This is a genomic window from Lactobacillus johnsonii (genome assembly GCF_013487865.1).
Classification (GTDB): domain Bacteria; phylum Bacillota; class Bacilli; order Lactobacillales; family Lactobacillaceae; genus Lactobacillus; species Lactobacillus johnsonii_A.
In genome coordinates, this window is the sequence record NZ_CP047409.1 from 204446 (window position 1) to 218444 (window position 13999).

A 13999-nucleotide genomic window follows, 5' to 3' on the forward strand; every position below is an offset into this window, starting at 1 on the left:
TAAAGTATGAAAAAATTATCAATTATAGTTCCTTGTTATAATGAAGAGGAATCTGTACCACTTTTTTATCCCGCAGTGAATAAAGTAATGGATACTATTCCCGATCTAGAACCAGAATATTGGTTTATTAACGATGGATCAAAGGATAATACCCTAAAAGAAATTAAAGAACTACGCAAGAAGGATCCCGAGCATGTACACTTTGTTTCCTTTTCAAGAAACTTTGGTAAGGAATCTGCTCTTTACGCTGGACTTCAAGCAGCAACTGGAGACTATGTAGTTGTAATGGATGTTGACTTACAAGATCCTCCTAAGTTCTTACCACAAATGTATGATCTAATTAAAACGGGAGAATACGACTGTATCGGAACCCGTAGAGTGGATCGTACCGGAGAAGCTAAATTTAAGTCATTCCTAAGTGATATGTTCTATAAGGTAGTTAATAAGATCTCTGATACTGAAATCGTACCAGGAGCTCGTGACTACCGAATGATGACTCGTCAAATGGTAGACGCAGTTTTGGATATGCCTGAGTATAACCGTTTTTCAAAAGGTATTTTCTCTTGGGTTGGTTTTAAGACCAAGTATTTAGACTATCACAACGTTGAACGTGTTGCTGGTGAAAGTGACTGGAACACTTGGAAGTTATTCAAATATGCCATGGATGGGATTGCTGACTTTTCTCAAGCTCCACTTAACTTAGCTGTCTGGATTGGTACAGGATCGTTTATCTTATCACTTATTGGATTGATAGCAGTAATTATCCGTCGTGTGCTTTACCCAGGTTCAAGCATTTTTGGTTGGGCTTCAATGGTATGCATTATATTGCTACTGGGTGGCCTGCAACTTCTCTGCATTGGTATTTTAGGTAAATATATTGGTAGGGTATATATTCAAGTTAAAAATCGACCAATTTATATTATTAAAGAGAAAAAATAAATATGACAAAAAACCGAAGTTCACGTGGAGCTTCGGTTTTTTTTGATGAGAAATATTAAAATCTAAGAGTGTTGATCCTCTTTAATAGTTAGGCTTAATAATAATCCAATTACAATTAAAACTAGAGTGAAGTAAAAGCCGTAGTGAGTACCATTAGTGAATTTAACAGCACTGGAGCCAGCGATGGTGTTTTGGCCTGCAGCTAATAGAATAGTTGCAACGGCAGTCGCAATCGCACCTACAATTTGTTGAAGGGTATTCATGATTGTTGAACCATCAGCAGATTCTGGTCCTTGAATCGCGTTTAGAGCATAAGTTTGGGCAGGCGACATAGCTAAGGGACAACCAATCATTAGAATGATCTGAGCTAAAATAATATACCAAACTGGAGCAGTTGGTGTAGCTAAGGCAAGCATTAGAGCACCGATTAAAGCAATAATAAAACCTAAAATAGTAGGTTTCTTAGCACCTTGACTATCATAAATTCGACCAGCGATAGCAGATGTTAAAGCATTGATAATACCGCCTGGAAGCATGATGATACCGGTAAGCGCAACAGCAATTGAAAGCCCATTTTGGATAAATTGTGGCAATAGATACATTGCGGACAAAATAATGCCAAAATCAATCATGACTAACAGGGCACCAGTTCGAAACTGTGGAATAGAAAATATTTTTAAATTCAAAATTGGATTTTCTAACATAAGTTGTCGATGAACATAAAGTACCAAAACAACAATTGCTAGAATAAATAATCCTATTACAAGTGGTGAAGTCAAACCTAGGTCAGAGGCTAAGCTAACACTAGCAACTAGACTGGCAAAACCAATGGCAGATTCAATAATAGAAAGATAATCGATTTTAGGCTTAGTAATTTCAGTTGTGTTTTTTAATGAAGTAAAAGCAAAAATAATTGCTACTACTAAAAATGGTACGAACATCCAAAAAATCCAATTCCAAGATAATTTGGCTAAGATTAAACCAGTAACTGTTGGTCCGATTGCGGGAGCTAACATAATTACCATAGCGCAAACACCCATTGCTGCTCCTAAACGATTAGGCGGGAAAATTTGCATTGCGACAGTAAACATTAACGGTAAGACAATACCTGTTCCGACTCCTTGAATCATTCTTCCCAAAAGTAAAATTTCAAAACTAGGTGCTAAAGCAGAAATAATCGCTCCAAATAAGAAAGCACATAGACCAGAAATAACCAATTGTCGAGTTGTAAACCACTTAGTAAGTAAACTTGAAAGTGGCAAGATAATACCAATAATTAACATATAGCCAGTAACGAGCCATTGAATAGTGCCGCTTCCGACATGAAAAGCGTCCATTAATTGTGGCAAAGCAATGTTTAACGATGTCTCAGATAACATCCCTACAAAGGCTCCAATCATTAGCGCAGCCATTGCCATCCAGGGATGGGCAACAAAAGTCAATGGCTTTAATTCAGGACGTGTTTGTGATTGTACTTCTTCCAAAAAAATTCCTCCTGTATTTAATTTCTAAAAAAGCGTCGCTGATCATACTAACAGAAAAAATTTTTTCTCGTAAGTAATTTTTTTGAAGATTCTAAATTTGAAAAGTGCGATAATTTGAACAAGGGAGAATTTACGAATGAAAAAATTAACAAAAGATATTTGGATAAAGATTGCTCTATCTCTTCTAGGAGTTTTAGCTGCTGTTTTGGTCTATGTACCTAACTATGCTCTAGTTGATCAAGGACTCAAAGGTAGGTGTGCTATCTTTTTTATTGTTGCAATAGTTTTACTGTGGCTACCAATGGAACTAAAGAGCAGTATTTTTGCACTTAATTTTTACTATGAATTAGGTTTGATTTTAATTATTGTGTTTTTTATGACTAATCAAATGGCGATGAATTTTACTATTGGTCTAGTGATTGCATTGCTTTTATTAACTTGGGTTGGAATGGTAATTTTCAAAAATAATTTAGTCATGAAGCATAAAAATAGTGAGCTTTTAATCATTAGACTTGTAATGATGCTAGTTTTAGCATATTTAGCCTATATTAGCGGTTTTGCAGCTCTTATGGGAGCTGAAATCTTTACAGTACAAGGGCAAACTTGGCTACTTATTTTGGGCTTTGTTCTTTGTGTATATTATTTGGTCTTAGCCGGAAGTATTTGGCAACCATGGTTTAGAAGATGGACTTCCTGGATTATGATTTTAGTAGCAGTTGTTTTGCATATGCTATTTGCAAGTGCAACGTCTTTAAATATTATCTTTTTACCTTTAATTGGAGAGGTAATTTTACTTATTTTAGTTTGGCGGAGTAATAGAATTTTAATGAAAAAGAAAAGGATTTCATAATTAGCTCTTGTCAGACTGTATCGATCCTTGATAGAATTAATTGTTTAAAAGTTTAGGAGAGATACAAAATTATGAAATATGTTTATTTGTTTTTACCAGCAATTGGCTGGGGACTTATGCCCTTAGTTATTGCAAGTGTAAAGAATAGTACAGTTTATAATCAGATTGTTGGTACTGTTGCCGCTTCATTTATTTTCGGAGCAATTGTAATGGCAATTATGCATCCAACAATGAGCTGGTCCCTCTTTTTGCTTTCTGCATTAGGAGGAGCCTGCTGGGTAATTGGTCAAGTTGGTCAATATATTTCTTATGAAAAAATTGGTGTTTCTGAAACTATGCCAATTTCTACCGGTTTGCAATTAATCGGGGTTCCTCTTGTTGGTGTGCTTGCTTTTGGTGAGTGGAGCAGCCCTCAAGCTAAGCTGTACGGTTTTATTGGAATCTTAGTTTTGATTATTGGGGTTGTTTTAACTTCATTAACTGACCGTGGAACAAGCGAAGGAAACAAATCTAATCAAGTAAGTACTATCATCTTGCTTGTTTTAACTTCACTTGGATACATTACTTCAAGTTCTATTCCAAAGGCTTTACACGGAAACAGCGTTTCTATTTTCTTTGGTCAAACCTTTGGTATGTTAGTAGCTGTATTTATTTATACATTGGTTACTAAGAATTTACATGTTTGGAAAGAAAAATCTACAGTTCAAAGTGGTGGAGCAGGTATTCTTTATGCAATTGCTGCACTAGCTTACATTCTTTCTGTTCAAGATAACGGAGTTAACATGGCTTTCGTTATTTCACAACTTTGTGTAGTGATTTCTACTTTAGGTGGCTTGATTTTCTTACACGAAAAGAAAACTCGCAACGGCTTGATTTTTACCATTGCAGGCCTAATTTTAATTATTGGCGGTGCAATGTTAACTACATTATTCTAACGAATAAAAAAGGCATCCCACGTCTGGGATGCCTTCTTTGTATCAACTTGTCCTAATTCTTAAATTATTTTTAGTATTAGAACACTTTTAATTGTATTAGAACTAAATTAAAAGTCAAGTTAAATACAAGCGTGTGCTAAGAAATAAAGAATTTCTCAAGTTATATAACAAATAAAGAAATAATAAATTCAATAATAAACTATATGTTATCGCTTACAGTTGACATATTGAGTGTGGCGTGATATTTTCAAAACGGGATTGGTCGAAATTGTTTAGGAGGACAATGGATGCTAGCAATTGAAAACAACCAATTAAAGGTTGAAATTAATGAGGTCGGCGCTCAACTTACTCATGTAGTTGATAAGACTACGAATGCCGACTATATCTGGAATGGGAGTGAATGGGAAAGACATGCTCCGATTCTTTTTCCGGCAATCGGAAAATCAAATGACAATAAATATATTTTAAATGGAAAAATATATGAAATGAAGCAACATGGCTTTGCACGTGATTATCCTTGGACAGTTGTGGACAAGGGGGATGACAGAGTAAGTTTGACTTTAACTGAAAATGAAGAAACTTTAACTGTTTATCCCTTTCACTTTAGTCTAATGGTTACTTATACGTTAGAGGCTAATCAATTAAAGGTAGAATTTTTAGTTAAAAATAATTCAGAAGAAACGATGCCTTTCGGTCTTGGTTTCCATCCGGGATTCAATGTTCCAATCGCTGGAGATGAATTAGAATTTTCTGATTATGAAGTGACATTAAGTCCAGAAGTTACAGAATTAACTCAATTCCAAATTGATCCTATTCCATTTAGAAATGGTAAAGTTATTCCAGTACCTAAGGCAGAAAAGAGTACATTACCTTTATCATATTCAGAATTTGATGATGGGTTGATTATTATTAACAATCCTGGATTAACCGGAATTGAATTATCAAGTGCGAAATCCGATCATCAGATTTCTTTAACTTTAGAAGATTTTCCATATGTAGCACTTTGGACAATGACAGATCCAGAAGCTAAATTCTTATGTATGGAACCATTTGCAGGACTACCTGATATTAAAAGTGATGAATTAACTGATTGGATGAAAAAAGAAGGAAATAACTTATTAGAACCAGAAGAAAACACACATTTTTCAACCACAATTACTTTAAAATAAGATAGAAAGAGGGAAGCAATAAAGTTTTCCTCTTTTTTTACTAATTAGTTAAGATTTGTCATAATTAAGTTTTAAGAATGTAATTTTGCTATAATATCCTTGTTTTAAGAAAGTTTGAGAAAGAATATTATGGATAAGAAGCCCCAAGAACCTATTCATTCAAGAGTTGAGTTGAACAGAGAAAAACATAATAAGAAAAAAAAGCTCCAAATTATTATTGGGATAATTTTAGTTTTGTTTTTAGGACTTGGAATTTATGCAGGTTCCGTATATTTAAAAGCGAAAAATGCTTTTGATAAAACTTATGATCCCAAAACAGCTGTAAAACAAGATAGCTTTTATGGTAAAGAGCCATTCAACATTCTCTTATTAGGAACTGATACAGGAGCCTTTGGCAGAAAAGAAGTTCGTGGTAATTCTGATACGATGATCTTAATGACTGTTAATCCAGCCAAGAAGAAATTATCTTTAATGTCTATTCCGCGTGATACAATGGCACGTATGATTGGAACTGAAAACTTTAGTGTTCATAAAATTAATGCCGCTTATAATATTGGCGGTGCGAAGATGGCAATGCAGACCACAAGTAAAGTGCTCAATGTGCCAATAAAGTACTATATTTCGATGAATATGGGTGGCATGCAAAAGATTGTTGATGGTGTTGGTGGCGTTACCGTGACGCCGCCACTAACCTTTACTTATAATGGCTATACCTTTACTAAAGGAAAAACAGTTCATCTAAATGGTAGTCAAGCTTTAGCTTATTCTAGAATGCGCTATGACGATCCTAAGGGAGATTACGGTCGTCAATTGAGACAGCGTGAGGTCATTATGTCAGTTTTAGAGCATGCACTATCCTTTGATACTCTCAAAAATTTAGATTCAATTTTAGGTTCAGTGTCTACTAGCCTGAGGACAAATTTAACTTTTGATTCAATGGTTAAGATTAGTAAAAACTATCGTAAATGCACTAACAATATGTCTAGTGACTACTTGCATGGTGTAGGCGCAATGATTGGAGACGCTTCGTACCAAGTAATGTCTGATAGGGAATTACAAAGAACGTCAAATATTGTGAGAAATGATCTTGGGTTAGATTCGATGGATATTGATAATAATGAAACTTATCAAAATTCAATGAATTCTCAATTTGATTGGAACAGTGGTAACTCTAATCAGGTATACTACATATATGATCCGTATACGGATGAATTATGGAATGGAGATAGGGCGTACTAATGGATGAATTTGTCTCGCTAGCAATAGGATATTTCCTCGGAAATATCCTTTTTGCTATGATTGTTACAAAAATATTTTTGCATAAGGATCCGACTAAATACGGTTCTGGTAATCCAGGAACGGCTAATGTTGGAGCAGTTTTTGGTAAAAAATGGGGTATTCTGACTTGTATTGGTGATTTAGCTAAAACTTTAGCTGCTCTGCTCATTGTTTACTTTATCTATCATGGTAATCGTTTAGATTTGTCTTTTGCCGGGCTTGGAGTGGTTTTAGGACATTCCTTCCCATTTTGGAATCATTTTAAGGGTGGTAAAGGAGTGGCAGTTACTGCTTTGTGGATTGTCTTTTTTGATTGGAGAGCGGGCCTGATTGCTTTATTAATTGGCCTATTTTTAGTCATTATTATGAAGAACCTTACTATTCCACCGTTGGTCTATATGTTAGGATTCAGTATTTTTACTTGGATTAATTTTGGCTGGAAACAGGGATTGATTTTTTTAATTGCCACATTAATCATGATTTTTCAATTTAGAAAAGATATTGTTGATTTCTTTACTGGTCATGGTAAGCGCGTGGACGTATTAGTCACAATTAAGAAAAAGTTAGGGATATATAAATGAAATCAGCATTGAAAAAGACAATCCAGTGGATTTTACTGATAGTTTTACTGCTGGGAATATTAATTCAAACCTTAGGCTTTTGGAACTATAATCCGGCAACTGTTGCTGGCCGAGCTAAAATTGGTTTAATGATTGGTTTAGTAGAGCTAGCTGTGATGGTTTGGTATGGGATGAGCTATGGTGACAAGGAATACAGCTTTAAGGAAACAGTTAAAAGTTGGCTTGAAGGAGTAATTACCTTAGTCATCTTTTATCTAGTGTTCGTTATTTCCTTGCCGCAATTTTTCTCTGCTTGGAACCTGTGGGGAATCTTCTTTCCTGTTTTGACAAGTACTTCAGCTTTATTTAGTGGAATTATCATTTCTCTCTTCTTTCAGCCTTTTATCTTTAGGCTGCAAAAAAGGTTGAGTACTAAGCAAAATGTTTTGTTGTTAACTACAATTACAATTTTGATCTTTACCCTAAGTGCAGGTAATTCACTTTTAACTAGTTACAGTATTTTTGGTTTCTATTTGGTATTGCCTTTTGCTTGGGGAATGCTTATTTCAAAAATTACTGTATCTAAAAAGTTAATAGCTGGTTTAACAGTTGCGACAGTACTTTTGCTTCCAGCAGTTTATTATTTCACTATTCAATTAATACCGATTCAGACTCCACAAGCTGTTGTCTTCACCCAGATGAATATGTCATGGAATACGAGCTTGTTAATGAGTCCGTCATCACCATTAATGATCTTATTTGTAGTAACTGGTGGATTGCTTTTTAGAAAATGGTTGGTAGGGGTATCGCATAAAGTCTTCTCTATCTTAATTCCTGCAATTATCTTTGGGACAACTGCTTATGGAATGACTTTATGGAAAGAAAAGCTTCAATTATTACTTGCTCCTGTTAGCAAAAAAGTTACTCTTCTCTTAATTCTTTCCCTATTAGTCGCAAGTTTTATTATTAATTTTATTTTTAATAGATTTGTTCTTTCAAACAAACATGTTCAAAACTTCTTAGATAAATTTGCTGGCACAGACTTGGATGATCTTCTTAATTTATTAAACAGCGGCTTGAATTTCCTTAAGAAGCATAGGCCAATAATATGTCTCTTTGCATATTTTATGGTTGTAAGTATTATTGGTTTCTTTACATTTAAGAGTAATGTTAACGTTACCTTGACTTATATTTTTACCAGTAGACTTGGAACTGTTATTTTGTCTAGTATTTTTCTTCTAGCATGTTTTGAAGTCTTTTATGTAATTACCAAGCACTTCTGGGTAGCAGCAAGTATTCCAACTATTTTGGGCTTAGGAATTGCGATTGCTAATGGCATTAAAATGAGCTTGAGAGAAGAGCCCGTTTATCCAACAGAGATTGGAGAAATTGTTAATTGGAAGACTTTAATTCCAATGATGGGGACAAACAATTTAATCTATATTCTAATTGGATTAGCTGTCCTAATCGTTTTAATTGTCTTTTTAGAAAAGAAGTTTCCAATTAACCTTAAGCGTAAAAAATCAAGTTGGATAGAGTTGGTTATTAGCCTCTTAGTTTTAATTACACCATTATGGTTTAATGATGAAAATTCATCGATCTATTATATTTCAAAAGGTTTTGATAATAGTCCTAACTTTAGAAATCCACCTGATAGTACAGGAGCTAATGGTTCAATTCTGACTTTTCTAGACTTTATTAAAGTACCAATTATGGATAAGCCAACTAACTATTCAGAAAGTTCTGTAAAAAAGGTTGTTGAAAAATATCAAAATGAAGCTGTAAGTATTAATAAGACGAGAAAGAATAAGTTAAGTGATCAAACGCTTGTCTTTAATCTTAGCGAAAGTTTTGTAGATCCAAAAGAATTCCCAAGTGTTAAGATTTCTAATGATGTTCGTGATCCAATTAAATATATTCGGAAATTGATGACAACAACTACTTCTGGCCACATGCTTAGTGCTGGTTATGGTGGCGGAACTGGAAATATGGAATATGAATCCTTAACTGGATTTAACATGGGAGTATTTTCTACTGCAATTACGCCATACACGCAAGTTACATCTCGTTACAAGTTTTATCCAACAATTGGAATGGACTTTAAGTATAGTAGTGCCTTGCACCCATTTAATGGTACATTCTATGGCCGAATTGATAATTATCGTCGCTTTAAGTTTAATAAATTTGCCTACTTAGGCTCTAAGTATAAGATTTATGATAAAAAGACTATTGGAACTAATCCATATTTATCTGATGAGACAGCTTATCAAAATGGTTTGCGACAAATTAATAGTCAAAAAGATGGTCAGTTTATCAATTTAATTTCAATGCAAAACCATATTCCATATGGTGATTATTACTCTCCAAATGAATATAAAGAAAATGTTAGTGGGTCTTTAATTTCTGACGAAAATACTAAAAATAGTTTTGCTGCATATACTAAAGGTATTGAATATACAGATAAAGCTGTGAAAAAGTTCATTAAACAGATTGATAAAATCAATAAGCCAATTACCCTTGTATTTTATGGTGACCACTACCCAGCAATTATTGATCAGACACAATTAAGTAAATATCCGGTAAAATTACATGCAACGAACTACTTTATCTATTCAAATAAGTATGCCCGTGAGCATAGTGCTAAGAGTAAAATCAAACCAAATAAATATGTCTCAACAGCTTCCTTTATTCCAATGGCTTTAGAGCAAACTAATTCAAAAGTAACCGCTTATCAAGCGTTGCTTACTAAGAGTTATCAAGAATTACCTGCTATCACTATTAACTATTCTGGAGATGATGGCTTTGAATTAATCGATCAAAATGGTAAGCAAGTTTCTGAGAAGAAATTAACTAAGAAACAAAAAGAGTTATTAAAGGATTATCAATTAATTCAATATGATATGTCTGCAGGGAAAGGATACAGCTTAAAGATTAAGGGCTTTTATAAATAAGCAGTTGACTAAATAGCCATTCTCCCTTATGATCATAGGTAATAAAAGTAGCAACTTGATTCAGTGTTCAGAGAACTAGCGGTTGGTGTGAGCTAGGCAGGTTAAGTGAGCGAAGTACACAGTGGGGTAGTTTCCGTATCAACTATTTTAAGGCGCATTAGGCGTAAACGTGGGTGGTACCACGGCTAATAAAGTAATTTAGTCGTCCCTAGATTTCGAAAGAAGTCTAGGGACGTTTTTGTTAGGAGAAAGTTTATGGCAAAATTTGATATTTTAGAAGATTTAAAATGGCGTGGAGCTATTAATCAAGAAACTGATGAAGAAGGTTTGCGCAAGTACTTAGCAGAACATGATGATTTAGCGCTTTACTGCGGAACTGATCCAACCGGAGATTCTCTTCATATTGGGCACCTAATTCCTTTCATGATTATGAAGAGATTCCAAATGGCTGGTTACCACCCAGTAATTTTAATTGGTGGTGGTACTGGTTCAATCGGTGATCCATCAGGTAGAAAGACTGAGCGTGTTCTTCAAACTGCTGAACAAGTTAAACATAATGAAGAAAAATTAACTGCTCAAATGAAGAAACTATTCGGTACAGAAAACTTTGAAATTAAGAATAATGCGGAATGGTTAGGTAAGTTAAATTTAATCGATTTCTTACGTGATTATGGTAAGTTCTTCCAAGTTAATAACATGATTAATAAGGATGTTGTTGCTAGTCGTTTAGAAAATGGTATTTCATTTACTGAATTTACATACCAAATTTTGCAAGCAATTGACTTCTACCATTTGAATAAAGATAATGGCGTACAACTCCAAATTGGTGGTAGTGATCAATGGGGTAATATTACTGCAGGTATTGACTTGATTCACAAACTTGAAGGTGCAGATCGGCCAGCATTTGGTTTAACTATTCCATTAATGCTTAAGGCTGATGGTACTAAGTTTGGTAAGTCTGCTGGTGGAGCTGTGTGGCTTGATCCAGAAAAGACTAGTCCTTACGAATTCTACCAATTCTGGATCAATCAAGATGACCGGGATGTTATTAAGTATCTCAAGTACTTTACTTTCTTATCTCGTGAAGAAATTGAAGATTTAGCTGAAAAGACTGAAAAAGAACCTTGGAAACGTGCTGCTCAAAAGAAATTAGCTGAAGAAGTTACTAAGTTTGTCCATGGTGAAGAAGGCTTGAAAGAAGCTCAAATGATTACCGAAGCATTATTCTCAGGTAATGTTAAGAGTTTATCAGTTCCTCAAATTGAACAAGCTTTAAAGAATGCTCCAAGCGCTGAAGCAACTCATGAAACTAAGAATATCGTAGAATTTTTGGTTGAAACTAAGATTGAACCATCTAAGCGTCAAGCACGTGAAGACATTAAAAATGGTGCGATTTACGTAAATGGCGAACGTCAAGATAATATTGACTTTATCATCGAACCAGATAGTGATTTTGATGGAAAATATGTAATTATCCGTAAGGGTAAGAGAAAGTATACTTTAGTTAAAATTAAGTAATAAATAAAAATTAAGGACTAGGAATGTAAAAACGTTCCTGGTCCTTTTTGTTATAATTAAATTGATATCTGCCGTTTTAGCTCAGGAGGTAGAGCACCGCCGTGGTAAGGAGGAGGTCCCCAGTTCAAATCTGGGAAACGGCTTAGTGAATAATTTAGTAACAAAAAAATTCTAGGGATGGTCAAAAAGGTCATCCCTTTTTATAATTGTTATAAATAGTATAAATAATTTATGAAAGAAGAATTAATATGGCTCATGAACTTACGCTAGATGAAATTTCAAAATTTCAACAAGATTATCAACAAAATAAGCAAAATAAAATTGCTGAGTTAGATGTTGTGAATAACGGTGTGCAAAAAGCAAGTTTCAACGGTGAAGGTATCCGTGATTTAAATCGAACTTTCTCAATTGAAATTCCAACTGATAATGTGACAGATCAAAAGCAATCAGGTCGTTGTTGGTTGTTTGCGGCTTTGAATGTTTTACGTCATAAGTTTGCCAAGCAATATCATGCAAAGAACTTTACTTTTTCACAAAGCTACCTTTTCTTCTGGGATCGAATTGAAAGAGCGAATATTTTCTTTAATCATATTCTAGAAACTGCGAATAAACCTGTGGATGATCGTACTGTGCATTTTTACTTACAAGCACCTGATACTGATGGTGGACAATGGCACATGGCTATTTCATTAATTAGAAAATATGGCTTGGTACCAACTTATGCACAAGACGAAAGTTTTATAGCTAATAATACAGCTGCCTTTAATCAAGCATTGAATATGAAATTGCGTGAAGATGGACTAGTTTTGCGTAAACTTGCTCAAGCTGGTAAAACTAATGAAATTGAACAAAAACGTCAGGAATATTTAAGTGAAATTTACCGCATGGCTGTAATTGCTTTTGGACAACCTGTGCAAAAGTTTGATCTAGAATTTAAAGATGATGATGGAAATTACAAGTTAGACCAAAATATTACTCCATTAGACTTTTTCCACAATTATTTTGAAGATGACTTAGATGATTATGTAGTACTATTTAACGCTCCAGATCATGAGTATGATAAGCTTTACGCTTTTCCATTTGAAGATAATGTTGAAGGCGGTAGCCCAGTTAGATTTTTGAATACAAAGATTGAAAATCTTAAGGAAGCCGCAATTAAGCAGCTAAAAGATGGAGAAACAATCTGGTTTGGCTGTGATGTTGGTAAGCAAAGTGATCGCCAAAAGGGAATTTTAGCTGCTGATTTATATGAAACTGATACGATTTTTGGTATTGAGACTAAGTTAAATAAAAAAGAACGTCTTCAGACTGGTGCTAGTGGTTCAACTCATGCAATGACCTTTGTAGGAGTAGATGTAGTGAATGGTAAACCTCGTCAGTGGAAAGTAGAAAACTCATGGGGAACAAAAGTTGGCGATAAAGGCTATTTTGTCATGGATGATAAATGGTTTGACGAATATTTGTTTAAAGTTGTAGTTAAGAAGCAATATTTACCAGAGAAACTAGTGAAAATTGCTGAAGGCGAAGCAACTCCTGTTCCTTGCTGGGATTCAATGGCTTAGTCTAGGAAATTGATAATGAACATTGAATTAGTTAAGCAATTTACTAAAGATCACCTAAAAGGTGAAAAAACAGGACACGATTATTACCATGGTCAGCGTGTAGCAAATTTAGCTACAAAAATGTATTTAAGCGATTATCCTGATGCACATGAAGATAGTAGAATCGTTGCTATTATTCAGACAGGAAGTTATTTACATGATACGATTGATGAAAAGATTTGTGAGGATCCCGAAAAAGTTATAAAGGAAATCAAAGAATTATTGCCTAAGGTTGGTTTTACGAATCTAGAAGTAGAAGATATTTTATTTACTATTCAACACATGTCTTTTTCTGCTAATATTGAACGTCATTATCAACTGCCTTTGAGTGGACAATATGTGCAAGATGCTGATCGGATTGAAAGTTTAGGGGCAATCGGAATTGCTAGAGCATTTACTTATGGCGGAAAACACGGAAATAAGATTTATGACCCCAAAATTAAGCCTGAAAAACTAGTTAGTCATGATCAATATCGCAATCATGTAGAAACCACAATTAACCATTTTTATGAGAAATTATTTGATTTAGAAAGTCTAATGAATACTCCAGCTGCTAAAAAGGAAGCACATCGGAGAACTGAATATATGCATGAGTTTGTCCAAGAATTTATGAATGAATGGAATGTATAGCTGAAGAAAAAAGAGATTTGTATCAACAATAGGTACAAATCTCTTTTTGGTATATATTTTAGTTTGGCTCTATACTTTTTCCTG

At 34.3% G+C, this 13999-nt stretch carries 11 protein-coding genes and 1 tRNA gene; 11 read left to right on the forward strand and 1 reads right to left on the reverse strand.

Translation table 11 applies throughout. From position 1 onward, the window contains the following. Positions 1 to 6 precede the first annotated feature (6 nt). Positions 7 to 939, forward strand: coding sequence for a glycosyltransferase family 2 protein (locus tag GTO82_RS00965; RefSeq protein WP_180873454.1), 933 nt, complete (start codon positions 7 to 9; stop codon positions 937 to 939). A 62-nt stretch (positions 940 to 1001) separates the two neighbouring features. Here the strand turns inward: GTO82_RS00965 and GTO82_RS00970 are convergent, their stop codons facing one another. Further along, positions 1002 to 2357, reverse strand: coding sequence for a DHA2 family efflux MFS transporter permease subunit (locus GTO82_RS00970; protein WP_180874063.1), 1356 nt, complete (start codon positions 2355 to 2357; stop codon positions 1002 to 1004). Positions 2358 to 2559: 202 nt separating this feature from the next. Between GTO82_RS00970 and GTO82_RS00975 the strand changes: the two genes are divergently transcribed. The 10 genes from GTO82_RS00975 to GTO82_RS01020 all read left to right on the forward strand — a co-directional run bounded on the left by GTO82_RS00975 (position 2560) and on the right by GTO82_RS01020 (position 13915). Further along, the gene (locus GTO82_RS00975) at positions 2560 to 3273 is read left to right on the forward strand and encodes a hypothetical protein (protein ID WP_180873455.1); all 714 of its coding nucleotides are present in this window, start codon (positions 2560 to 2562) and stop codon (positions 3271 to 3273) included. A gap of 71 nt (positions 3274 to 3344) precedes the next feature. Further along, positions 3345 to 4208: a GRP family sugar transporter gene (locus GTO82_RS00980; RefSeq protein WP_180873456.1), complete on the forward strand. Its 864-nt coding sequence runs from the start codon at positions 3345 to 3347 to the stop codon at positions 4206 to 4208. A 287-nt stretch (positions 4209 to 4495) separates the two neighbouring features. Continuing rightward, positions 4496 to 5377 carry an aldose 1-epimerase family protein gene (locus GTO82_RS00985; RefSeq protein ID WP_180873457.1) on the forward strand — a complete coding sequence of 294 codons (882 nt, stop codon included), beginning with the start codon at positions 4496 to 4498 and terminating at the stop codon, positions 5375 to 5377. A 129-nt stretch (positions 5378 to 5506) separates the two neighbouring features. Further along, positions 5507 to 6616, forward strand: a complete 1110-nt coding sequence (locus tag GTO82_RS00990; protein WP_180873458.1) for an LCP family protein — start codon at positions 5507 to 5509, stop codon at positions 6614 to 6616. After that, positions 6616 to 7236, forward strand: coding sequence for a glycerol-3-phosphate acyltransferase (locus GTO82_RS00995; RefSeq protein ID WP_180873459.1), 621 nt, complete (start codon positions 6616 to 6618; stop codon positions 7234 to 7236). Before GTO82_RS00990 ends, GTO82_RS00995 begins: the two co-directional genes overlap by 1 nt. Beyond that, complete coding sequence (locus GTO82_RS01000) at positions 7233 to 10166, forward strand: LTA synthase family protein (RefSeq protein ID WP_180873460.1); 2934 nt, start codon at positions 7233 to 7235, stop codon at positions 10164 to 10166. Before GTO82_RS00995 ends, GTO82_RS01000 begins: the two co-directional genes overlap by 4 nt. Before the next feature lie 255 nt (positions 10167 to 10421). Then, positions 10422 to 11684 carry a tyrosine--tRNA ligase gene (gene tyrS, locus GTO82_RS01005; protein WP_180873461.1) on the forward strand — a complete coding sequence of 421 codons (1263 nt, stop codon included), beginning with the start codon at positions 10422 to 10424 and terminating at the stop codon, positions 11682 to 11684. Between the two features lie 70 nt (positions 11685 to 11754). After that, positions 11755 to 11827: transfer RNA gene (locus GTO82_RS01010), tRNA-Thr, on the forward strand. A gap of 105 nt (positions 11828 to 11932) precedes the next feature. Further along, positions 11933 to 13246 (forward strand): C1 family peptidase, encoded by a 1314-nt coding sequence (locus GTO82_RS01015; RefSeq protein ID WP_180873462.1) that lies wholly within the window; start codon positions 11933 to 11935, stop codon positions 13244 to 13246. Between the two features lie 15 nt (positions 13247 to 13261). Then, the gene (locus tag GTO82_RS01020; protein WP_180873463.1) at positions 13262 to 13915 is read left to right on the forward strand and encodes an HD domain-containing protein; all 654 of its coding nucleotides are present in this window, start codon (positions 13262 to 13264) and stop codon (positions 13913 to 13915) included. Positions 13916 to 13999 lie beyond the last annotated feature (84 nt).

Coding starts and splice junctions, on each gene's coding strand:
- GTO82_RS00965 (WP_180873454.1), top strand. CDS start 7: ATGAAAAAATTATCAATTATAGTTCCTTGTTATAATGAAGAGGAATCT.
- GTO82_RS00970 (WP_180874063.1), bottom strand. CDS start 2,357: ATGGCAATGGCTGCGCTAATGATTGGAGCCTTTGTAGGGATGTTATCT.
- GTO82_RS00975 (WP_180873455.1), top strand. CDS start 2,560: ATGAAAAAATTAACAAAAGATATTTGGATAAAGATTGCTCTATCTCTT.
- GTO82_RS00980 (WP_180873456.1), top strand. CDS start 3,345: ATGAAATATGTTTATTTGTTTTTACCAGCAATTGGCTGGGGACTTATG.
- GTO82_RS00985 (WP_180873457.1), top strand. CDS start 4,496: ATGCTAGCAATTGAAAACAACCAATTAAAGGTTGAAATTAATGAGGTC.
- GTO82_RS00990 (WP_180873458.1), top strand. CDS start 5,507: ATGGATAAGAAGCCCCAAGAACCTATTCATTCAAGAGTTGAGTTGAAC.
- GTO82_RS00995 (WP_180873459.1), top strand. CDS start 6,616: ATGGATGAATTTGTCTCGCTAGCAATAGGATATTTCCTCGGAAATATC.
- GTO82_RS01000 (WP_180873460.1), top strand. CDS start 7,233: ATGAAATCAGCATTGAAAAAGACAATCCAGTGGATTTTACTGATAGTT.
- tyrS (WP_180873461.1), top strand. CDS start 10,422: ATGGCAAAATTTGATATTTTAGAAGATTTAAAATGGCGTGGAGCTATT.
- GTO82_RS01015 (WP_180873462.1), top strand. CDS start 11,933: ATGGCTCATGAACTTACGCTAGATGAAATTTCAAAATTTCAACAAGAT.
- GTO82_RS01020 (WP_180873463.1), top strand. CDS start 13,262: ATGAACATTGAATTAGTTAAGCAATTTACTAAAGATCACCTAAAAGGT.